Source organism: Streptomyces muensis (genome assembly GCF_021474425.1).
GTDB classification, from domain to species: Bacteria; Actinomycetota; Actinomycetes; order Streptomycetales; family Streptomycetaceae; genus Streptomyces; species Streptomyces muensis.
Window position 1 is genome coordinate 1 of sequence record NZ_JAKEIP010000141.1, and the last position, 21952, is coordinate 21952.

Here is a 21952-nt window from a genome sequence, read left to right on the forward strand (position 1 = left end):
CCCTCACCCCCCGACTGCTCCCCGCGCCCGCACCCGCCAGGCGCATTCCCGCGGCCTTCGACGTCCACGTCGACACCACCGCGGCCGGTGTCCGGATCACCCGGCACCCGGCCGGCACCGGACCGCCAGGCGACCACCTCGCCGTGGAGCACGGCGCCGCGCACGAGCGGCACACCCGTGCGGCAGGCCTGCTGTACCGCCGCCCGCTGCCGCCGTCCCAAGCCCCCGTGGACCTCGCCTGGACCTGCGACGGCTGGACCCGGCACGCGCTGTCCGCCTACCCCGGCTGCCGCTCGGCCGCGGCGCTGCTGCCGTCCGGCGACTGCCTGATCAGGGTCCGCGGCCACGAGATGCCGTACGCCGTCCGGATCGACCCTCGGCCCGAGGCAGGCAGAGTCGCACGGATCGACCCGGCCGCCGCCCTGTCGGCCGTGCACGTCCGGCTGCTCTCCCCGCAGCCCGCTCCGGAGAGCCCCACCGCGCTGGACTGCCTCATCGGGGACCGCAAGTTCCGCATCACCGTCCGTCCGGCCACGGACACCGAAGCGGCACAGGTGATCTAGAGCAGGCCGTTGCGCCGACGGAGGGACCGAGCCGCCGTACGGTGCTCCTCGGCCTCCGCCGAGTTCCCGTCGGCCGCGTCCAGTTCGGCGAGGGCCTCGTGGACGCGTGCCCGGTCGACGCCGGCGCGCCGTCGGTCGGCACGTGCCAGGGACTGCTCGTACAGCTCCCTGGCCTCGACCGTACGACCGAGCCGGTGCAGGACACCGGCGAGGGCGAACGCCGAGCGCCCGATCAGCCTCTCGCGCCGCTGCGCCACGAACCCGTTGTACGCCTCGGACAACAGACGGCACGCCGTCTCGAGATCCCCCACCTCGGCGCTCGCCTCTCCCATCCGATACGTCTGGAGGAGCACGCCGTAGGGGTTGGGGATCGCCCGGTGCAGATCCCGGGAGCCGCCGAAGTCGTCCAGCGCCCCACTCCAGTCACCTCGTGCGCCCTTGAGCATGCCGCGGGCCTCCACGGCCGAGGCGGCGAGCTTGCGGTCCCGTTCGGACTTCCCCAGCAGCTCACCGGCGGACATCGCGCCGTCGAGCAGGGCCGCCGCCTCCTCGTACTCCCCCGACTCCCACAGCGGTCTGGCCAGCTGGCAGCGGGTGCGCACCAGCCACCCGGCGTCGCCTCCGTGCCGGACCGCCGAGTCGACGGCGAGCCGGAAGACCTCGACGGCCTCGGACTGGTGGGGATGGTCCAGGGCGTGCGTCCACACCGGCTCGGACAGCGCGACGACCTCGGTGTCCATCCCCCGGCCGTGGGCCAGGCGGGCGCAGGCGAACAGCACATGGCGTTCCTCGTCCAGCCAGCGAGCCGCGCGTTCGGCACGTCGGGCCCGGGCGTCGTCGCTCGCGGCCGCTTCCGGGTCCTCCAGCGGAGCGTCCGGCGCACCGGGAACCCCGTCGAGCAGATCCACGACGGTCAGCCGGGCGCCGGCGGCGTACCGGTCGGCCAGCTGAGCCTGCCGGACGAACCAGCGCACCAGCCTCACCTGCGCCTCGGCCACCTCCCCGTCCCCCGTCTCCCGGCGCGACCACCGCAGTGCGTGCGCACGCAGCGGCCCCGGCAGCCTCATCTGCCCCGCCTCCGTCGACGACAACGGACGCAGGTCCAGCAATCCGGCCCGGTCCAGCTCCTCCAGGGCGTCCTGGCAGCCCTCCGGCCCCAGCCCGGACAGCGCGGTGGCGGAGTGCAGCGTGAACGTCCCGCCCGGATGGTGCGGCAGTAACCGGTACAGCAGCGCCGCCGGCCGGGACAGATCGGCGTAGGCCGTGTTCCAGATGTGCTCCACGTCGGACACGCCCTTCTCGTCCAACTCGGCCCGGAGCTCGGCGAGCAGACGGGCGAGAGGACGAAGACGGTGCGTACGCACCCAGCGGCCCGCCACGTGCAGCGCCGCCGGCAGCCCGTCGCACAACCGGATCACCGCCCGCGCCGCCTCCGGGTCAGCGGCCAGCCGCGGGTCGGCGACGATCAGCTCCAACAGCTCCGTCGCGGCCCGCTCCTCCAGCGGCGGTAGCGCCAGATCCACCGCGGCACCGGCCTCGAACTCCCGCAGCGGACCGTGGCTCGTGACGATCACCACGCTGTCGCCGGACGCCGGCAGCAGGGGAACGACCTCCGAGGCGTAGCGCACATTGTCCACGACAAGGACCATTCTGGCCTCGGATGTCCGGTTCCAGTACTGCCGGCACCGGGCCGCGTAGGCGCCCTGCACCTGCCCCGGCTCCACGTCGAGCGACCCCAGCAACCGGGTGAGCACGTCCCCGGGGTCCAGCACGCCACCGTCCCGGAAGTCATCGAGATCGACGGCCAGCACACCGTCGGCCATCGGACAGCGATCGAGCAGCGCCCGGGCGATCAGCCCGGCCAACTCCGTCTTCCCCAGCCCGGCCGCCCCACTCAACGCGATCACCAACGGCCGCGAGCGGCTTCGCCATTCCGCCACGGCCCGCAGAGCACGCTCCAGCTCCTCGTCCCGGTTGACGAAGTGCACCGGCTCCGGCGGAAGTTCAACCTTCACGACAGTCCCCTCGCCCTTCCGCAGCACACACCACACACTGCACGCACCGCCCAACGATCATGCAAGCTAGAGCCTCTCAGAGGCGGGCGTCGGGTGCGGGCGAAGACGGAAAGACGCCGGGTCGGTCCGCAGCGAGGGAACTCGGTCTTCCGGCGGCTGAGTGCTGGACATGGCCGCGCCGCGATCTGCCCTCCCCGCATGCCCGGGGCCAACGGCGATCACCCGATCACTAGTGGCCGCCCCTGTGACGCGCAACCTGAACTCTTTCAGGTACCCATGCGGCCTGCGTCACGAGACAGTCAGCTGTGCCTGACCAGGCATGTATCCACGGCATGTATCCACGGCATGCTTCCACCAGGGCGAAACGGGGAGCTGATTCCTTGTGCGTGTACGGGTGAACCGCAGGACGACCAAGCGCCTGGCCGTCGTGGGAGCGGCGGCCGCTGCCCTCGCCACCACCACGTTGGCCACGGCACCCACCGCTTCGGCTGATTCCTACAGAGGGTGCGACTGGCCGCGCGTCTGCTTCTATCTGACCTCCAGCGACTGGGTTGACAATGCCCCCACAGCCGCGTTCCAGGACGTCACCACCTCCTACCAGGATCTCGGCTCCCGGAGCCGAGGCGCCGACTACGTCACCAACACGCGCAACGACGACCGGGTCTACCTGCGCTACATCCACAATGGCACCGGTGTGACGTCCTACAAGTGCGTGCCTCCGAACCACTACCAGTACTTCAGTACCACCTTCACGGTGACCGGGATCCGCATCGACACCGCCTCCAGTTGCTGACGTAACCGACGCAGCTGCACCACGAGTTGCCGGACCCGAGGAGCCGGCAACGCCGACGGCGCCTCCCCACGCGACATGCCCGCCCTCATTCGCACCGCTGTGTGCGGCTTCAGCGTGGCCGAACGCACGGAGATGCGACCGCCCGAGCACCCTCCACATCTCTCGCGGCCTTCGCCCTCACGGCACCCACAAGTCCCGCAACCGCTTCGTCCGTCCTGCGTGACGTCCGTGCGCCTCAGAACGGCGCCTGCCGACCACAACCGACGTCCACATCAGCCACACCCATTTCCAGGGGGATCTTCCATGGCACTCACCGCAACCCACAGGCGTACCGCGACCGTGCTCGCCTCCCTCGTCCTGCTGGGCGGTACGGCCACCGGCGGCGTCGCCGCGGCGGCCGAGACCGGCGCCATCGCTGCCGCGGCCTACCCGTGCGACGTGAACATGAGCCCCAGCGGCCGCCTCTCTGCCGGCTACTACAACGGCACCACCGTCGTCCCCTCCTCCTCGCAGGTGACCGCCGCCGGCAAGGAAGCCCAGTGCCTCCTCCAGTACCACGGCCACAACCCGGGGACCATCGACGGCATCTTCGGCCGCACCTCTCAGGCAGCGGCAAAGAAGTTCCAGAGCGTCGTCAACCACGCCTGCGACACCAACCTGGCCGAGGACGGCAAGGTCGGCCCGCAGACCTGGCCTCACCTGCGCCGGCTCTACTGCTGACCGCAGACCGGCGTTCAGCACGCTTCCAGGGAAACGCCCGAGCAATGCGACGACATGGCCGCCCCGGCGGCTGGCCGCATTGACCTCGCACGGCTCGTACGGCTCGGCTCGTACGGCCAGTCAAATGAACTTCGCCAGCCACATGTTCAGGGGCCAGATCGCCCACTGAAACGCCCACACCCACCGAGAGCAAGGGAGAGCAATTCATGAAGAAGGCCCACACGCTGCGCGCCAAGGCGGGTGTCACGGCTGGGCTCATGCTGCTCGCCGGACTGGGCGTGGCCGCCACGGCCTCTCCAGCGGCGGCTGCCGGCTACTGCAACACCGGCAAGTCGATCATGAAGGGCACCTACAACCACATCTTCGTCCCGGCCAACGGCACCAGTACCAACTGCACCATGGCCCAGGGCGCCACCGGCAACCACGTCAAGGCGCTGCAGCGGGCGTTGAAGGACTGCTACGACGTGGGCCTGGAATCAGAGAGTGACGTCGACGGGAAATTCGGCCCGAAGACCTACTCGGCACTGTGGGCCGCGCAGGGCAAGGCCGGCACCAAGCAGGACGGGATCTACGGCCCCAACACCCGCGACGCGTTGAAGTGGCCGCGCTACAAGAAGCTGGACGGCAGCTACCAGGGCTGCGGGTCGTTCTGAGTGACGCAACGGTGTGGTGATGGCCCGCTGCACGATCGAGCCGCTGACGGCCGAGCGGGGCGGGGCCGGAAGGGCGTCATCGGCGGACGGCAGCGGCAGCGGCAGCGGCAGCGGCAGCGGCAGCGGCAGCGGCAGCGGCAGACCAACGTCCCTGAGCCATCGGCGCCCCGCCCGCCGGACCTGGTCGACCGCGACTTCACCGCAGCCCAGTCCGATCACTGTGAGTGACGGACAGACCAAACTCCCATCGGACACACCGGAGATGACGCTGCGGAGACGGAGGATCAAGAAGGACTCCGACCTGATCCATCACAGCGACCAAGGGCAACACAAAAGGCCAGGTCACGGGCTATGTGACCTGGCCTTTGCCGGAGCCGCCTTCGGGATTCGAACCCGAGACCTACGCATTACGAGGCCACGAGTGATCGTGTTGCCTGATGACGGCTGATGCTGCGTGATGCTGTTGTGCCTGATCAGACCACGTGCGCCGTGCTGAGTGCCGGTACCTCGTGGCGCACCGTCCAAAGGCGTCCGGCCACGCCGTGGCCACCTCGGAAGACGCCCCCCACCCCTGACAGTCACCCCGCGCCACCTGTTGGGTCCGAACAATCACGGACCCAGCTCACGCCCCGCGTCGCAGCGCCCGCTCACACGGACGGTGCTCCGCTGTGGTGTACGCGCACGCCGCGGACGTCCAGCCGTGGAACGGCTCTGTCCGCCGTATCATGACGGCACACGGGAAGGAGCACCGTCCATGAGTGTCGACGTGATCACGCACACCGAGTTCCCCGCGGGATACGTGGTGTTCTTCGGCGCCGACGGAAAGATCATCATGACCCCGCAGAGCGAAGAGCACTCCAGCACGATCAGGTCGATGCAGATCGACTCTCTCGCCCTCGGCCGTCACGCGAAGGTCACCTCCGACGTCTACATCGACTTCCCCGCCGACGAGAACTCTGCCCCCGACCTGGCCATCCTCCGCGAGGACGCGCGCAAGGAGGGCAAGCGCTACAGCTTCGAGGACGTCCTGCTGATCTCGGAGGTCGTCTCCACGTCCTCCGCCCGCAAGGACTACGACGACTGCACCGCAAAGTACGGCCGATACGGCATCCCGATCTACCTGATCGTGGATCCCTACGCCCGGGAAGTCGTCCTGCACACCGAGCCCACCTACAGTGGCTACAGCACCGCCCACACCCGCGCATACGGCACCGGCAAGCTCCCCATCCCCCTGGCCGACGGCCGCACCTTCACCCTCGACCTCGATGAACTCCCCCTGCCGGACCCGGCGCCCGACACTCACTGAGTCTGCGAAAACGCGCACCGAAGCAGGAAGAGGTCCGGCAGCCGGTCGGCGACTGCACGATCATCGAAGCCGCGACTGAAGAGCTCCACGCACTGGGGTGCCCGGGGTTTGGTGATCACTCCCGGGGTTTCCCTGTCCTTCCCGCCCCGTTCTGGCCCCAGGAAGGCCTGGCGGCGGGGCCTCGTCGGGCGGGATTCCAGTTCAGGACCCGGCGACAAAAGGGCGTCCAGCGCACCGCCCCTGCGACGCGAAGAGGCTCTTCTCAGTCCCCCCGTACCGTTTATCCGGCGCGGCATGCTCGGCCCATCACCAACGTGGTCCGCTCCGTCGTCGCCCCTGCCGCCCTCGTTGCCGACCAAGCCGAGACCGCGATCGTCGAGGCCCCGAACCCGGCCGGCCTGTGCAAGGTAGACGAGATCCTCCCGGTCGAGCAGATCGAGGCCGCCGCCCGCAAGTACGAGCGCGCCGCCGACCAGGCCCACCGCACTGACCGTGGCGAGCGCGCCGCGAAGAAGGTCCTCGACAGGCTGCCCGCCGACACCCACGGCACATGGCGCGTCTTCCGCACCCCGTCCTCGCGGCAGGCCCCGGACCGCGCCGAGATCACCCGCATTTTCAAGGCCCACGGCCTCGGCCCCGTCTCGATGAAGGCCTGCGCCCCAAGCCTCAAGGTCAAGCTCGCCGAGGCCGCACCGGTCGACGTCGATACCCCGGTCCTCGTCAGCACCTAGCAGTTGCCCAAGATTCCCAAAAAAGGCGCATTTTATGTGCTTCTTAGCAGGGCGATGATCGATCTCGGGGCGACGTCCCCCGAACGGAGAAGGGCCGCCTGTTCCGCCCTCGCCAGGGCGACTACCACCGAAAGCAGAACGCTCTCGCCCGGTGGTTATGTCACCGGTCCCGAGGCCTGGCCCCAATCTCCTGCATTGAAGGAGCAAGACCATGGCGAAAACAGCAACAAGCGTTGCTCCTGTCGGCGTCACCAAGCACCCGGCTTCGCTGCCTCCACAGCCCGAAGCCCTCAATCTCGACGCAGAAATACAGGCCCGCGCCGAGCAGAACTCCGCCCGCATCATGGCTGCCATCAACGACCCCACCACCGTGTTCGAGGCGCTTACCGCTGCGCACGGCATCCAGGTCGTGGAGTTGGACGGTCCCTTCGACTGCCTGTACGGGCACTACCTGCAGCACAAGGACGGCACCCGTCTCCTCGTTGTCCCCGCCGGACAGGACCCTTCCACCCGCCTGTGGGCCGCCCGCGCCCTCCTCGCCCACCAGGGCGTGATGCCGGTATGACCTTCTCCGACTTCGACAAGGCCAACGCCGCCACCCCCGCCGCGTTCCTCGACCGGCTCGCCGCCGTCCTCCCCGGGGCGGCCGACAAGGCAATGCGGAAGGCCCTCCCGGATGTGTACACCCCGGAGAAAGCCAAGGAACTCGCGGACGACATCTTTCTCCGCCTCCGCCAGCTGTACACCGACAAGGCCACGGAGGTGACGCTGTGACCGTCTCCGCCACGAAGCCGTCCGCCGACCACCTGATGGACACCCCTCTACCCATGCTCATCAGCGAGTTGGGCGTCACCCTCACCGACTCCCCGATCACCGACCGGACGTTCTTCGGCACCGTCATCGTCCAGCGCAAGACAGGTGAGCTGCGGCTCACCATGCCGACCGGGCGCAGCGAACTGGAGCACGACACCGTCGCCCGGTACCTACTCGCCCAGGCGCTCGGGGTACCAGTGCCTGACATGCCGGCGCCGTTCGTCACGACCCGTATCCCCGCCAAGCAGACCGAGGTGACGCCGTGACCCCCACGATCCCCCTCGACCTCACCCTCACGGTCCGACGCGGAACCTCCCCCGGCAAGGCCGCCGACATCCGCGACCTCAGCCCCGCCGACGGCACCGCCACCCTCGTCTACGACAGGCACCTCACCAACCCCGGCACCGCCGTCTGGCTCGCCCGCATCTCACTGCGCCAGCACGGGTACACCGTCCGCGAGGTGATCCTCGACGGCATGGGCCCGGGCATCACCGCCCTGTTCCGGGAAGCGTCCCGGCTCCGCCTGGACGTCCACCTGGGCAGCGGCAAAGGCACTCCCAGGGTCGTCACGTACGACGACAGCCCGGCCGCCTACCTGGTCCCGGCCGGCTGGGACCTGGCGGACGCCACCGACCGGCTGCCCGCCGCGCATGCGGCGGCCCGCCCCCACGTTGTCCGCGTACTGCGCGCCATCGACGTAGAGAAGGAGAACAACGGCGGGCGTATCGACAAGGCCCTCGACGTGGCAGCCGGGATGATCCTGGAGACCGGGGACCCCGACCAGGTGTGGAACACACTCACCCGCGTCCTAGGCGAGAGCGGGTCCGAGCGGGCGGAGGTACCGGCATGACGACCGCCCTCAACGCCGACGCCACCTGCATCATCGACCAACTCCAGGAAGGGCACGCCGCGATGAACGCGACCGGGCTCGGCAGCCCCGCACTGGACGACTTCAACAGCCTGCTCACCAAAATGATCGCCGAGGCTCCCGACCCGAGGTTCTGTCTCCACGAGATCGTCGAGCTCCTCGCCCGAGAACCCGGCAAGACTGCCAAGTCCGCCTGAGCGGCTTCCCGTAGACGGCCCCCGGGCTCAGGGACTCCACCGCTGGCCCCGGGGGCTGGGACTCGACCATTCACCAACAAGGAGTCAGACCTTGTGATGGCATGCGCCAACAGGTGCTCGTCGCGTACCGCAAACGACGTACCCGAGCTGTTCGCCCACCCGGACGCCCCACTGTCCGAGGACGAGTGCCTCGAGTAACGCACATCTTGAGGAACCACTGCGGCACTCGTATGGGGTTCGCCAGGATCTAACCATGGCCGCACTTCGTTCCACGCGACTGGAGCGCCTCCTGGGCGTCCCAGTCTCCGACGCCACTCACGCCCATGTGCATGCGCTGATCAATGGTGCCGTACCTGAAGATTACGACCTGGACTTCAAGCGCGAGCTCTACGGCCGCAACGACGCCGCGAAGCGGGCCCTGTGCGGTGATGTGGCTGCCATGGCGAACACCTCCGGCGGACTGATCATTCTCGGGCTCGACGAGGACGAACACGGCAGCGCCACGGCCGCACCGGAGGTCGAGCTGAGCGACGACGAGAAGCGCCGCATGCTCCAGACGGTCGCCGCCGGAGTATCACCGGCTCCGCAGCTTGACATGATCGCGTGCCCGGGCACGGATCCCGCCCGCGGCTTCTACCTGATCGCGGTCCCACGCAGCAACCAGGGGCCCCACGCAGTCCTGGTCAACGACTCGTTGCGCTTCCCCCGCCGTAACGGCTCGACGACCGTGTACCTCTCCCAGCCCGAAGTGCGCGCCGCCTATTTCTCTCAGTTCACCGCCGAGCGCGACCGAGCCGGACAGCTGGAGACCGTTGAAGCTGAACTGCTCGCCGACCTTGACACGTCGGTTCAGGTCTTCGCCGTCGTCACGCTCGCCCCGGACCTAGAGGGCGGGATGACGATCGACACGGCAGCAATGAAGACGTATCAGGAGCAGACAGTCGGGCGCAGCCCGTTGATCGTCAACGGCAGTGGAATCAACTGGATGCGTGCGCAGGTGGGTCCAGGACGGCTGACCGCGGACGGCTCGTCCAGACCCGATCAGAGGGCCACGTGGTTGGCATGCCATCTGCATGCGACAGGAGCAGGCGCCTTCGCGGCCATCGTCGACCGCACAGATCGAGGTGACTCAACCCAGGTCGACATCGGCGACGAGCATCTGGCCGACGGCCTGCTTAGTGGTCTCCAGTACCTCGCGCGCCATGCGCGTGATCGCGCGGCGGCCAGTGGCAACGTCTTTCTGCGGGCGACGGTTCACCCGCTGACGGCGGAGTGTCCCGCCCGGCTCGTGCACTACCGTCACCACGGCTTCCCCGAGCCCCTCGGGGCCCGGGTCCTGACCAGAGCCGTGCCGGCTGTCACCGTTTCCGATGTGGACGACATGGCCGCCGGTGGTCTTGAACTTGTCGCCGCCGCCCACAGGTTGGGCTCCGGTCTTGCCCAGGCGTTCGGCCGTGCCGAAATCCTGCAGTTCTCCCCAGAGGGCGAACTGCGCCGACGCTACTGGTCTCACGAGTCGCGCCCCGCCCTGGAGCGATGGGCACAGCAAGGCGACGTGAAGATCACTGACGACGAGGTGTAGCGCAGGAGCTGGTGCACCAACAGGTGCCGGCGCGTACCGCAAACGACGTGCCTGGACTCCACGTTGTCGGACAGCTACGAACCTCGGGCTCGGCACGGCGTTCGTGGACAGCCCCGGCAGCCTCCCGCCGTGCACCATCGCTGCACAGATGGCCACCCCTTGGCCACCCCACGCCTACCCCGTACTGATTCACGCATCAGCGACTCCCCAAGAAACAGCAGGTCAGCATCAATGCTTGACCTCAGAACTCACCTCACTGATCCCACAGAGTGAAACTCTGACCTACGCATTACATGCACAGCACCAAAACACCCTCGGCAGACACATTCCAGTCAAGAAAACGAAAAAACCGCAGTTCAGAGGCCTGACTTGCGGTTTCCCATGGAGCCGCCTTCGGGATTCGAACCCGAGACCTACGCATTACGAGGGCACAAGGGATCATGGTGCCTAGTGACGGCTGATGCTGTGGGATGCCGTCCTGCCTGATCAGAGCGCGTACGGCGTCTTCGGTGCCCGTACCTCGTGCTGCACCGCCCAAAGGCGTCCGGCCACCCCTTGGCCACTCCGGGCCACCTGCGCCGCACTTCGACATCCGCAAACAACAGTTGTCGAACCTTCACAAGTCACACAGAGGGTAATCCCCAGGCCACTCGAAGACCCGAGCCGCCATCACCAGCATCGAGTAGTCGTCAGCGACCGCGCGGTACAGCTTGATCCCGGAGTCGCTCCGGACGTCGTGAGCGGTCCAGGCCCGACCCTCGGAAGCCCCGCACCTGTCGACGAGGCACTGGTCCAGCGATCATGACCCGTCACGTCTCCCCGGCCATCGCCGACCAGCGTCGTCATCGCCGTGATCACCCATGGAACTCACCCATGGACACATCCCACCGAAATTCGTACCAGAACGCACCTTCTTGATAGGCGGCACTATCGATTTCACAGACGACGTCCTGCACCCGCTGGGCACCGGCCTCCCACTCCTCGTAGTCGGAATCCTCCGAGTAGTAGGGGAAGACCTCCGCCAGTCGCCTGACACAGTCCACGAAACGGCTGAGCGACGTGTTGACCGGTGTGACGTCATCGAGTTCGATGCCCGACACGACCTCGCCGGACTCCTCGTCCACGAAGACGGAAACCGCCACACCGATGGGCCCGGGGGATCCGATCGTCCCGAAGCGAATCAGGGACCGCCCCGCGCCGGTCGAAACACGCACAGCCGCGTCCAAGGCCCGATAAGCGAAGAATTCACCCGGAACAATCAATTCAGATTGGCCACCTTCGACGGGAATTCCAATCAGGTCGATATCCAACGGGACCACCAAAGCGGAGACGGGTAAGACGATGCCGCTCGACATCCGTGTCGAGCGGCATCATTAAAGCACGACAGGCCAGCCGAGTCCATCTATCCCTTGAACAGCTTCTTCACCGCCTCGGAAAGTTCCTTGGTGGATTTGGCCCGCCCCGCGTCACCGATTCCGTTCCAGTCGTAAGACCAACTGATGTTCTTGACTCCGGCGGCCCGAAGTTTGCTCATGCATTTATGCCCGGTATCACACGGCTCCCGCTCCGAATAGACAGCCACGATCTTCCGGTCTCCCGCTCGATTGAGCAAGTACTCCTCGGAATGCAACGTGCTATCGGCGTGCGCGACGAGCGTGGTTCCGTCGTCCAGGAGTGCCGAGGCGTAGTTGCCATTCTTCTTCTTGTCGATCAGGCGTTGCAGCTGTACGGCCTTGCTCAGATGACCCTCGCCATACGGGATCTTCCCCACCAGCTCGATCGCTTCACCGATCATTTCGGCAGCACGCTTGGCGTCCTTCCCTTCGCCGAGAAGCTTTCCAAGTTTTCCGAGCTTTCCGGCCGGCAGAAATCCAGCGATCAGCCATCCGCAGGATCCGACTTCGAGGTCAGCGCAACCCTCGATGTCCTCCAGGTCGGGAGCAAGGGCGTTCTTCCAGGCGTTGTAGTTCTCCTTGAACCCGCACTTGAGGTCCCAGAATCCGCATTCGGTGTGCCAGAGCTGGTCCCAGCCGCATTCAAGGTCCCAGAAACCGCAACCCTTCGCGACGGGAGTTTCGTATTCGACGCTGCCCCCCGTCGCCGTGCCGCTCCCGGTGCTGCTCGTGGAGGCCGTGCCGTGCCCGTCCCGCTCGGGGTGGTACACCGAGTCGCTGTCGGGAACGCCGTTGGTGCAGCCAGTGATGACCCCACTCATGCACTCGGGGGTGCCCAGGCCGGAGGGGTCGGCCAGTGTGGCGGGGTTGTTCTCGCTGTAGCCGTAGCCGTTGAGGGACTGGTGCTTGTCGAGTTCGAGCAGCGGATCGACGCTGATGAAGCGGCCGATCGACGGGTCGTACTCGCGGGCGCCGATGTGAGTGAGGCCAGTGTCGTCGTCCGCGGTCTTGCCGAGGAAGGACTTGTCGTCCACCCATGTCCCGGTGCCGCCCTCCCGGTTCTCACCGAAGGGCGTGAGGTACCGCTTGGTGACGGCCAGGTCGGTGGAGCTGACGGCCAGCGTGGACGTGCCGTGCGAGTCACCGGCGAGGAACGAGAGGGTCTCCGCGCCGGATTCGTTGGTGCGGACAGCGACGGTCGAACCACCCGCGGTGTAATAGCGCTGACCCCAGATGTCACCGTTCGCCGCGTTGTAGTGCACCTCCGTCGCGCCCAGGTACAAGACGCTCTCGCCCTCGGTGTTGCGGCGGATCAGCAGGTTGCCCTCGGCGTCGTAGACGTACTCCGTTGTGCCGGCGGCCGCGCCGGTACCGCTCTCGGTGACCGTGGCCGGCTTGCCCTCGCTGTTCCAGGTCAGGGTCTGGGTGGCAGTGCCGTCAGGGCGGGTCTCGGTGGCGCCGAGCTCGTTGTAGTCGTACTCCTCCACCGCCGTGAGGCAGTCGCCGCTCGTCGTGGTCGCCTTGAGGGCGTGCGGGCGGTCCGCTTCGTAGCAGTACGTCTGGGTGGTCGCGCCGCTGGAGGTGTGCTCGGTCTCGGTGGTGCGCAGGCCGGCGTCGTTGTAGGTGTACGACGTCCAGTACGGCGAGGCCCCGTCGAGGTTCGCCGTGGTGCGGCCGGTAGCGGCGCAGTCAGCCGTCTTCGGGGTCCAGGCCTCGGTCAGTCGACGGTAACCGTCGTAGGCGAAGCACTGGTTATCGGCTTCGCTGGTGCCGCCCAGCGTGGTCGGATCGGAGATGGACAGGACGTTGCCTGCGTCGTCGTAGGCGTACTGCAGGTCCTGCAGCATGTAGGCGTGCGCCGTGGTCGTCACGTGCGACTCAGTGAGCCGGCCGGTGCCCTCCTCCCAGGTGTTGGTGACATATGCCTTCGGGGTATTGGCCGCCGCAGACGCGCCGAACGTGAGCTGCTCGACCTCGCCGCGCGCCGAGTAGGAAGCGCCCAGCAGGTAACTCGACGTTCCGGACACGGCCTTGGGCAGAGCGGCGTCGGTGTAAGTGGTCGAGATGTACTCGTCGTCCAGGCCGCCCGCGGCAGGTTCATAGGTGGAGGCCACTGTGCCGTCGACGTTGTAGTCCGTCTTGAAGGTCAGCGTGGCGGATGGGACCGCGCCGGAGGTCACCAGCGCGTCGTCGGACGGCAGGGTGAAGGATGTCTCCGTGGTCCGGTACAGGCTGTCGTAAGAAACGACCGCGTCCTTGTAGGCGTCACCGGTGGTGCCGCCCACATAACGGGTTGTGGAGGCCAACTGGCCCTTGGCCAGAGTGTCGTAGGCGTACGCGACCAGCTTGCTCGCGTCCGTCTTCGACGTCTCCCACACTCCGGTGGTACGGCCGATGATGTCGTAGCCGTACAGCAGCTTCCTACCGCGCGCGTCGGTGGTGGTCTCCTGCTGGTCGAGCGAGGTGTAGGTGGTGGCGGTCGTGCCGGTGTCGGGGTCGGTCGCGGAGGTCTGGCGGCCGAACAGGTCATAGCCGTACGACCATTGCTCGCCGTCCGGGCCGGTGACCGTGCTCGGCAGGCCGTCCCGGGTGTAGGTGTAGGCGGTCGAGGTGTAAGTGCTGCCGGTCGGCGAGGTGCCCGCGTACTCGCGGCGCTCGGTCGTCCTGCCCTGGACGTCGGTGAAGACCCGGGTCGCCGAACCGCCCTCCACGGCGGAGGTGGCCGTCGAGTCACCGGTATACGACGTCGTGCTGGACCACTGCGCCACCCCACCGATCAGGAACGTGGACTTGGTCGCCCGTCCGGCGCCGTCGTAGACGGTCTCGGTCTGACTGGGCGACTCGCCGTACTCGGCCCGTGTGTAGGTGCCGTTGGGCTCGCTGGTGGTGTCGTAGATGTCCGAGTGCGTCTCGTATGCAAGGCCGCGGGTGTCGTACCGCGTGTCGGTGAGCAGGCGTCCGGCGGTGGCCGCCGGGGACTGGGTCTGGAGTTGACGCAGCAGGGCGTCGTAGATCGTGTACGTGGTGTCGTACGACGTCCCGTCCGCCTTCAGAGTGGAGGTGGAGGTCCATGGCGCGGCGTCGTTGGTGACCGAGTACGCGAACGTGGTGTTGGCGCTCTGGCCTGCGTCCTTGGAGCGGTTGGGCTTCCAGACCCCGGTCAGGCGGCCCAGCGCGTCGTACGTGAGGTCCGTCTTCTTCAGATTGGCGTCGTAGATCTTGACCGGGAGAGCCGTGGCCGGGTCCGTGTAGGTGTATGTGGAATGACCGGCCGCGTTGGTCAACTTCATGCGGGTCAACGGGCCCGCCGCAGTGGGTGTGTAGACGGTGGTCGTGGTGTTGTTGCCCGCGTCGGTGGCTGTCAGGACCCGGCCAAGGGTGTCGTAGGTCGACTTCGCGGTGGTCTGCCAACTCGTGGGGTGGCGTTCGCCGCTGGTAGCCGCGGCCGGGTAGGCGGTGGCGCGGCCCGTCCAGTTCGCGTTGCCCTTGGTCGGGGTCTGGGATGCCGTCCAGGCGGTGGCGGAGGTGTTGTCGTAGACCGTCGCTTTGTCGGACAGGACGTCCCCGCGGCTGTCGCTGTTCGTGGGCAGCGACAGGTCGGTCTCGGCGGCGGAGCAGACCCGACCGAGCGTACGAGTACGGGAGACGAGGGAGTTGATGCCGGTCGAGTCGTTACGCGCGTACCAGGTGCGAGTACAGGTCTGGTCGTCGTCGACAGCCGTGTCGCCATTGTCCTGGACCGTCACAGCCATGCCGTAGGCGTCGTAGGTCGTCTCCGAGGAGGCCGTCCGCCAGCTCGACGTGCCCGTCAGGTAGGTGTGCGTGGAGGTCTTCTGCGTGCGGACGAAGTAGGCCTCGGTGTCCGCGTAACTCTTGTGCTGTGTAGCGGTCTTGGTCTTCCACGGGGTGTGCACGTCGACGGAGACCGGGGTGTCACCGTCGTACGTGATCTGCTCGCGCAGGAACCCGGCGTACGGGTCGGAGTCCGTGATGTCGGCGATCGTGAGTCCGGTGAGGTCGATACCCGCCTCGGTGACCGAGCGCGTCCCCGAGGACGTCTTGTCGCCGTCCATACCCTGGAGGTAGAGGGACACGGTCTTGGACTGCGTGACGTCCGAACTGCCCGTGTAGGCCGTCACCTTGCGGTAGCCACGCCACTGCGACCACGTCCGCTCCTCAGAGGGAGTCAGCGGATCGTCGTTGTAATGCCAGGCCGGCCCGGAGTACGTGTACGAGTTGTAGACCGCCTCGTTCTGGCCCGTCGGGTCGGCGGTGAACACCGCGGTCACCTTGTACTTGTGGAACCAGTCAACCGAGGCCTCGGTCGCGCCGTTGATGTGCCAGTACTGCGGGTAACAGGACAGGCTGTTGTCGTCCTCGGCGGTCGGCATTTTCGAGCCGCGTACGCACTCCGGCTCCGAGATCGTCACGTCCGTGATCGCACCGGTCTCCGACGTCACCGTCTCGATACGCGGCCGGGTCAGCGGCAGGATGTCGTCGGTGGCGTCGACTCGGTTCGCCCGCATCTGGTACGTGAAGGTGATGGGGTCGAGGGAGATGTCGTCGCCGTTCTTGCCCGTGCGGGTCAGGGACTTCAGCACCAGCGTCTGGTCGGAGGTATCGCCGATGTCGCCGCCGTCCAGGAACTGCTGGGTCAGTTTCCAGGAGTCGACCTCGGTGTAGGCGCTGCTCGACGCCGACCAGGCGTAGGTGTCGATACCCGTGAGGCGCTTGCGGGTGAAAAAGGTGGGAGAGACGTTCGTCTCGCAGTCGGCGTCGGCGGCGCAGATCGCGTCGAAAGGCACGTCCGGCCAGTTGTCGGAGGTCGCGTCGGTCAGCTCCGAGCAGTCGTCGGCCGTGCAGCGCTCGCTGTAGTCGAAGGTGACCTTGTCGGAGGCGTCCGCAGTGAACAGGGTGCCGGATCGCTGCCCGTAAAGGATCTTCGTCAGGTAGCCGCCGCGCGTGTAGGTGGCCGTCGCGGTCGTGGCGCCGTTCTTGGCGTAGGAGTTGGACTCCTTGGTGTACCAGTACGACATCACGTTGCCGTGCGTGTCCTCGACATAGTCGAGGTTCCACCGCCAGGCCTGCGTGCAGTGCGCATTCGCGAACGTCGCGTCGTAGCAGGGCTCGCCTGAGTCGTCACCGAACACCGGCACCGTCCACACCGAGTTGGTGCGCTCGTCGCCCGCGCCGGACAGCTTGTTCAGTCCGAAGACGTACTTGGTGCCGTCACCGGTCACCACGGTCCAGTACTCGCCGTTGTTGTCACCGTTGTCCGCGTTGGTGGAGTGCGTGACCGTGGACGCGTCGTCGTCCTTCAGCCGCCACTCACCACTGGTGTCGTCCTTGACCAGCTCCGACGACTTGCCGTTCAGCACCAGGGAGGCGTTCTCGTACTTCCAGCACGAGTCGTACTTCCCATCGTGCCCGTCGTCCTCACAACTGCCGTAACTGCGCTCGACGTACGACGACGTCAGATCGAAGCCCTCGCCGACCTGGGTGGCCTGGTTGTTCGTCGATGCCGTCTTTCCGTCCACGCTGCCCGAGTCGTACGACAGCGTCAGCGCCGGCTCCGGGCCCGCGGCTGCGGGCGGGACATCGATGTCGTACGACCAGGTGAATGCGCCTGAGGAGCCGCCCGCCGACCAGGTCGAGGAGGCGGACAGCGGGGTGGCTGTGTAGTCGCCGGAGCCGGACGCGGACTCGCCGGAGGTGGCGGTCGCGGCGAGGACCGTCGCCTCGGCCGTGCTCGCCTCACGTACAAGTTGGGTGGAAACGCCCGTGTCCCCGGCCAGTTCGACGGTCGCCGACAGTTCCTGGGCCTTGACGTCATTGGCCGAGTCGAGCGGGGTCTGGGTACGGCACTTCATCTTTTCCGGAGTTGTCAGCGCGCATGCCGGCAACTCGACCAGGCGGAGGCGGCCCGACCATCCGCCGCCATAGGCGGAGGCGAACTCGCCATAGTCCAGGGAAAGTTCGGCATCCCCCTGTCCCGTCACGGACAGCAGGACGCCGGAGACACCGGCCGCCTTCGCCGCCTTGCGGGACAGCACCTCCACGGTGGCTGTCCCGTCGGCATCGGACTTCGGAGTGAGGGTGACGGGCAGACCACCGGGTGTGGCCTTGGCGCGGCCGTCGGCCAGGGAGACGGACGCCTTGCCCGTGCTCGGCCAGTCGGCGTCCTGTTCCGCCCGGGCCCGCTTGGCCTGCGCCTGGTTCTCGGCCTTGCTGTCGGCGACCCTCGCACGGGCTTTCTTCGCACCGAGGCCGGTGACCTCGTCCACCTCGCTGACCCGCTCCTTCTGGGTGGCGAGCCGCCCCAACGGGTCAGCGTCGGCCGCGAAGGCGACGGGGGTCAGCAGGCTGGCCACCAACGCCCCGGTGACAGCGACCAGCCCGCCCCTCCGTCTGAATGAAGTGCCTCTGCCCTTACTCACGTCGTCGCCCCACCCCATAGCACTGAGATCCGTAGCACCTGAAAGAGATCAAGGAAGTGTCGTCATGAAGGTCGCCGGCCGACGGCGTGGTGCACCGCCGCTCGGCAGCCGCCGGCCGTCCGCCTACTCGCCGAGCAGTTGACTGATCTGCTCCGTGTCCGACGCCGCCCCGGCCCACAACCGCACCTCGCTCACCGCACCTGGCAGCCAGTGGCCCCAGGCGGCGGAGGTGTAGCCGTTGCCGACCGCGAGGGACTCGTTGCCGGAGTCGTTCGAATAGGACACGGTGGTGTACTGCAGGTTGTCGTTGAGATACAGGGCGGCCGTGCGGTCCTGCACGTTGTAGACGCCGGTGATCCGGACCTCGCCGCTGTCGGTGGTGGCCTCCTCGCTGACCTGCGAGGTGAAGGTGCCGTCGTCGTTGTAGCGGCCGAAGTGCCAGAAGCCCGTCGCCACCGTCTTCTCCACGATGTCGCCATCGCTGGTCTCGACGGCCACCGTCGACGATCCCGTCACCTCGAAGAAGATGCCCCAGTTGGACGTCCCGTCCTTGTCGCGCTTGCCGATGACCTGGGCGACGTATCCGGTGCCCTTCTCGGCGAGTGCCTCCAGGTCGGGTTTGACCACGGTCGTCACGGTGAACGAAGCCGTGTCGTCCACGACCGCGTCCGAGGAGGCGGAGTCGTCCGTGCCGTCCAGCACGATCGCCTCACCGTCGGTGGTGGCGCCGCCGGACACGGTCAGTGTCCGCCCGTAGCCGGAGGTGTCCGCCAGTGATGTGGATCCGGAGGCCGCAGTGGCCGCGTCCCAGTGTGCGGTGAGTTCGGCGTACTGGTCACCCGTCGCCGGGTTCAACAGACGGGCGTCCCGGATGACTTCGTTCCACGACAACGCCCGCTGCCATGTCCGCACCTCGTCCACAGAGCCGTGCAGGGGAAAGTTGTACGCCCCCTCCATCAAGCCGCGCCCGATCTGCAGGGCTCCCGAGGAGGACCAGGCGGTGGCGGCGGTCTTCTCGATGTACCACTTGCCATTGACGATCAGCCGCATCGTCTTGGTACTGGCGTTGTAGACGAAGGCCACATGCGTCCATGTGTTCGCGGCCACGGGCGCGGCCATGTAGTACGAGGAGTAGGCGGGGTCGGTGGTGTCTGCACCGGTCGTGATCATGCCCCAGTAGCCATTGGAGCTGTTGTAGAGCACGTAGAACGGGCTGTAGACCGATCCGTTCTGCGACAGGATCATCTGCGGCTTGCTCAGGTCGTCGAGACGCACCCACGCCGACACCGTGTACGACTTGCTCGTGTCGAGCACCGCGTCGTCCGTCTCCGCGTACCCCGAACTACCGTTCAGGAGAAGGCTGGTGTCCTCCGCCCCGGTGCCCGTGTCGGTGCCGCGGCGTGCACGGGTGTCGCGCGAGGCCCCGGCGGACGACAACGTCAGCGTGTCCGCGTCGGCATCCACCGCCGTCCCCGTGTCCTGTGCGGCCCCGGACGCCTCGTCGAAGTGGTACTCGGCCTGCGGGGCCTCGCCGTCGGAAACCTTGAAGTCGATGAGGTTCTGCGCACCCCAGCGACCCAGGCTGTCCTTGGCCCGCGCATACAGCCGGTACGTGCCCTCCGCGTCCGGAGTCACCGACGTGGTCACCTTGTTGCCGCTGATCTCCGAGGACCACGCCGTGTCCGTGGACAGCTTGTACTGGTAGGCCACGTTCGTGTCCCCGTCCCCCGCGGTGAACGTGAACGACGCCGCGATGCCCGGACCACCCGCCGACGCACAGGCGTTGGCGGTGCACTCCGAGTACGGGGACGTGATCGCGATCGTCGGCTTCAGCGGGCGGGACGGGTCCACCTGGAAGTAACACCAGCCCGTCGTCGAGGCATTGGAGGAGCCGGACAGCCAGCTGTCACCGTCGTTGTAGTACGACCTCGTCCACGCCCGGTACCGGTACAGGACGTCCTCGCTCAGCGTCGACCATGCGATCGTGACCTTCTTGCCGTCCCCGACATAGCCGTCGCCGTCGGCAGGGCGCAGATTGCCGTTGCCGGCCGTGGCGTCCGACCAGGTCCCGTCGCCGGCCTTCTTGTCGATGTCGAAGTAGATCTTCAGGCTCGCGTCCGACTCACCGCCGGATTTGGTCTGAGCGGTCGCCGCCAGCGACGGCGTCGGGTCGGAGACGATCGCCGGGTCGCCGGAGTCTCTCTCACAGACCGTGCCGTCACCCGTCACGATGCCGATACCGGTCGGCGTCGCGGGCAATCCGACGTACTTCACGGACAGCACGGCGTCGTTCTTGAATCGCTTCCACGAGTTGGGATCGGACTCATTCGTCGCGCGCAGCATCAGCGGCAGCCGGGAGAACTTGCCCGCGGCGAAGTTCTTCACCGTTGAGGTGAGGTTCTCGTTCGTCTCCTCGGAGTTGTCGTTGAACTCGATCGCCGCGTTGGGCTGCGAGGGGTCGCAGGCGCTGCCACGGCCGGCCGAGACATATCGGTCGACCATCAGGTCCAGCGAGGACGGGCCCGGCCAGTCGGAGGAGGACGAGATCCCGTTCGTACGGGTCAGGTTGACCCAGGAGGCCGTGCACGACATTGACCACGTCTCGGTCACCCGGAAGGTGGCGTCGAGGACGTGCTTGCCCTTCAGTGAGCTGGGCGAGAACTCGAAGTACAGACGCTGCTTGTAACCGGAACCGCAGTAGTAAGCGTTACCGCCAGTGACATAGGTACCGCAGTACCCCATGCCCTTCCCCTCGTCGTCGTCCCCGTTCGTCCACGCGTAGTCCGCGTAACCGTCACTGCGCAGCAACGTGCGCTCCGCCTCGCTCCAGGTGACAGTCGGGTCGATGTAGAGCGGGTAAGTGGCGTTCTCGATCAGGTCCGCGTCCGGAGTGAGGGTCAACTCGTCATCGGAGACATCGATCGGCAGAAGCGCGAGGGCGGAGCCATCGGAAGGGCCGTCCGAACCATCTGTCGTCGAGGCGCCGTCTGCAGGCTCTTCATTCGCGTCGCTCTCCGCGGTCATCAACTGCGGGCTGAGCGAGGACTGTTCAGCGCTGCCTGCCGAGTCCCACATCTGCGCCTTCGGCGACCGGAAGACGGACATCCCGTCGCCGTCCACCGCCTGCATCCCACCAGTCGCCGTCTCCCGCACGTCCAGTCCGGCCGTGTCCAGCGCGAACGACACCTCGGCCAGTTCCTCGCTCGCTGCCGCCTCTGCCGTCTTGACGATCAGCACCTCACGGAAACCCTCGACCGACGCCGTCAGTTTCAGGTCCACACCCGGCAGGACCTCGCTGTACAGCGCGGAATTCCCCTCCAGCGCGGGCTTGGGCAGCTCACCGGGCCACCCCAGGGACAGCGAACGTCCGTCGCGCGCGATCTTCAGCAGGCCGGAACCGTCCCCACCACCGGAGAAGGACAGGTCGACGGCCGCGGCCTTCGGCCCGACCGACCCGTCCGAACGCACCTCCAGCGTGGCGTCGGGAGTGGTCCAGCCGTCCGCGCCCTTCACCCGCACCGGGACTGCGGAGTCCTCCAGCGTGAAGGAGATCCCGTCCGGGTTCGCATACGTCGTCGCGTACTCGGAACGCAGCTCAGGCACCTCCACCTGAGCACCCGTCGCCGCGGCCGCCGCGAGCGCGTCCCGCGCCGCCTGCGTCGACTCCGAGCTTCCATCGTTCGCCGAGGCCTCAGCGTCGCTCATGGGCTCGGACTTTTCCGCCGATGTCAACGACCGCGCCGTCTCGACCGTCCCACCGTCCAAGAGGTCAGCGTCAGCCGCAGAGGCCGTCGACGCTCCCTGAACAACGCCGCATATCAACGCAGTCGATACAAACAGTGCACTCAGTGCACGCCCCACCCCACGCCGGATCACAAAC

The 21952-nt window shown here is 67.3% G+C and carries 15 protein-coding genes and 1 pseudogene; 12 read left to right on the top strand and 4 right to left on the bottom strand.

Annotated features, from left to right (window positions below):
* Window positions 1-563, top strand: a pseudogene (locus L0P92_RS27770) (translation initiation factor 2); the annotation flags it as partial.
* On the opposite strand, the gene L0P92_RS27775 reads toward L0P92_RS27770, so the two are convergent.
* A complete protein-coding gene (locus L0P92_RS27775; protein WP_234765785.1) occupies window positions 560-2578 on the bottom strand; it encodes an NB-ARC domain-containing protein in 2019 nt (672 codons plus the stop codon). The pseudogene L0P92_RS27770 and the gene L0P92_RS27775 sit on opposite strands and share 4 nt — an antisense overlap.
* A gap of 382 nt (window positions 2579-2960) precedes the next feature.
* On the opposite strand from L0P92_RS27775, the gene L0P92_RS27780 reads away from it, so the two are divergent.
* The 11 genes from L0P92_RS27780 (at window position 2961) to L0P92_RS27830 (ending at window position 10241) form a co-directional block, all read left to right on the top strand.
* On the top strand, window positions 2961-3371 hold the full coding sequence (locus L0P92_RS27780) for a hypothetical protein (RefSeq protein ID WP_234765786.1): 411 nt from the start codon (window positions 2961-2963) through the stop codon (window positions 3369-3371).
* 303 nt (window positions 3372-3674) lie between these two features.
* Window positions 3675-4091, top strand: a complete 417-nt coding sequence (locus L0P92_RS27785; protein ID WP_234765787.1) for a peptidoglycan-binding domain-containing protein — start codon at window positions 3675-3677, stop codon at window positions 4089-4091.
* 206 nt (window positions 4092-4297) lie between these two features.
* Window positions 4298-4744 (top strand): peptidoglycan-binding domain-containing protein, encoded by a 447-nt coding sequence (locus tag L0P92_RS27790; RefSeq protein ID WP_234765788.1) that lies wholly within the window; start codon window positions 4298-4300, stop codon window positions 4742-4744.
* A gap of 754 nt (window positions 4745-5498) precedes the next feature.
* Window positions 5499-6050: a Uma2 family endonuclease gene (locus L0P92_RS27795; RefSeq protein ID WP_234765789.1), complete on the top strand. Its 552-nt coding sequence runs from the start codon at window positions 5499-5501 to the stop codon at window positions 6048-6050.
* A 314-nt stretch (window positions 6051-6364) separates the two neighbouring features.
* The gene (locus tag L0P92_RS27800; RefSeq protein ID WP_234765790.1) at window positions 6365-6781 is read left to right on the top strand and encodes a hypothetical protein; all 417 of its coding nucleotides are present in this window, start codon (window positions 6365-6367) and stop codon (window positions 6779-6781) included.
* Between the two features lie 211 nt (window positions 6782-6992).
* Window positions 6993-7346, top strand: a complete 354-nt coding sequence (locus L0P92_RS27805; protein ID WP_234765791.1) for a hypothetical protein — start codon at window positions 6993-6995, stop codon at window positions 7344-7346.
* A complete protein-coding gene (locus tag L0P92_RS27810; protein WP_234765792.1) occupies window positions 7343-7555 on the top strand; it encodes a hypothetical protein in 213 nt (70 codons plus the stop codon). Before L0P92_RS27805 ends, L0P92_RS27810 begins: the two co-directional genes overlap by 4 nt.
* Complete coding sequence (locus tag L0P92_RS27815) at window positions 7552-7860, top strand: hypothetical protein (RefSeq protein WP_234765793.1); 309 nt, start codon at window positions 7552-7554, stop codon at window positions 7858-7860. Before L0P92_RS27810 ends, L0P92_RS27815 begins: the two co-directional genes overlap by 4 nt.
* Window positions 7857-8444: a hypothetical protein gene (locus L0P92_RS27820; RefSeq protein WP_234765794.1), complete on the top strand. Its 588-nt coding sequence runs from the start codon at window positions 7857-7859 to the stop codon at window positions 8442-8444. Before L0P92_RS27815 ends, L0P92_RS27820 begins: the two co-directional genes overlap by 4 nt.
* Window positions 8441-8659, top strand: coding sequence for a hypothetical protein (locus tag L0P92_RS27825; protein ID WP_234765795.1), 219 nt, complete (start codon window positions 8441-8443; stop codon window positions 8657-8659). The genes L0P92_RS27820 and L0P92_RS27825 overlap by 4 nt, the downstream gene beginning before the upstream one ends.
* A 253-nt stretch (window positions 8660-8912) precedes the next feature.
* A complete protein-coding gene (locus L0P92_RS27830; RefSeq protein ID WP_234765796.1) occupies window positions 8913-10241 on the top strand; it encodes an AlbA family DNA-binding domain-containing protein in 1329 nt (442 codons plus the stop codon).
* Window positions 10242-11095: 854 nt separating this feature from the next.
* Here L0P92_RS27830 and L0P92_RS27835 read toward each other — a convergent pair.
* The 3 genes from L0P92_RS27835 to L0P92_RS27845 all read right to left on the bottom strand — a co-directional run bounded on the left by L0P92_RS27835 (window position 11096) and on the right by L0P92_RS27845 (window position 21777).
* Entirely contained in the window at window positions 11096-11596 is a 501-nt protein-coding gene (locus L0P92_RS27835) for an SUKH-4 family immunity protein (protein ID WP_234765797.1), read from the bottom strand.
* 47 nt (window positions 11597-11643) lie between these two features.
* Complete coding sequence (locus L0P92_RS27840) at window positions 11644-18090, bottom strand: RHS repeat-associated core domain-containing protein (RefSeq protein ID WP_234765798.1); 6447 nt, start codon at window positions 18088-18090, stop codon at window positions 11644-11646.
* A gap of 105 nt (window positions 18091-18195) precedes the next feature.
* On the bottom strand, window positions 18196-21777 hold the full coding sequence (locus tag L0P92_RS27845) for a LamG domain-containing protein (RefSeq protein WP_234765799.1): 3582 nt from the start codon (window positions 21775-21777) through the stop codon (window positions 18196-18198).
* Window positions 21778-21952: the final 175 nt, after the last annotated feature.

What these genes read in the sequence shown, in the direction of transcription:
- L0P92_RS27795 (WP_234765789.1), top strand. Translation starts at nt 5,499, where the DNA reads ATGAGTGTCGACGTGATCACGCACACCGAGTTCCCCGCGGGATACGTG.
- L0P92_RS27805 (WP_234765791.1), top strand. Translation starts at nt 6,993, where the DNA reads ATGGCGAAAACAGCAACAAGCGTTGCTCCTGTCGGCGTCACCAAGCAC.
- L0P92_RS27830 (WP_234765796.1), top strand. Translation starts at nt 8,913, where the DNA reads ATGGCCGCACTTCGTTCCACGCGACTGGAGCGCCTCCTGGGCGTCCCA.
- L0P92_RS27845 (WP_234765799.1), bottom strand. Translation starts at nt 21,777, where the DNA reads ATGAGCGACGCTGAGGCCTCGGCGAACGATGGAAGCTCGGAGTCGACG.
- L0P92_RS27785 (WP_234765787.1), top strand. Translation starts at nt 3,675, where the DNA reads ATGGCACTCACCGCAACCCACAGGCGTACCGCGACCGTGCTCGCCTCC.
- L0P92_RS27835 (WP_234765797.1), bottom strand. Translation starts at nt 11,596, where the DNA reads ATGTCGAGCGGCATCGTCTTACCCGTCTCCGCTTTGGTGGTCCCGTTG.
- L0P92_RS27810 (WP_234765792.1), top strand. Translation starts at nt 7,343, where the DNA reads ATGACCTTCTCCGACTTCGACAAGGCCAACGCCGCCACCCCCGCCGCG.
- L0P92_RS27790 (WP_234765788.1), top strand. Translation starts at nt 4,298, where the DNA reads ATGAAGAAGGCCCACACGCTGCGCGCCAAGGCGGGTGTCACGGCTGGG.
- L0P92_RS27825 (WP_234765795.1), top strand. Translation starts at nt 8,441, where the DNA reads ATGACGACCGCCCTCAACGCCGACGCCACCTGCATCATCGACCAACTC.
- L0P92_RS27840 (WP_234765798.1), bottom strand. Translation starts at nt 18,090, where the DNA reads ATGGGGTGGGGCGACGACGTGAGTAAGGGCAGAGGCACTTCATTCAGA.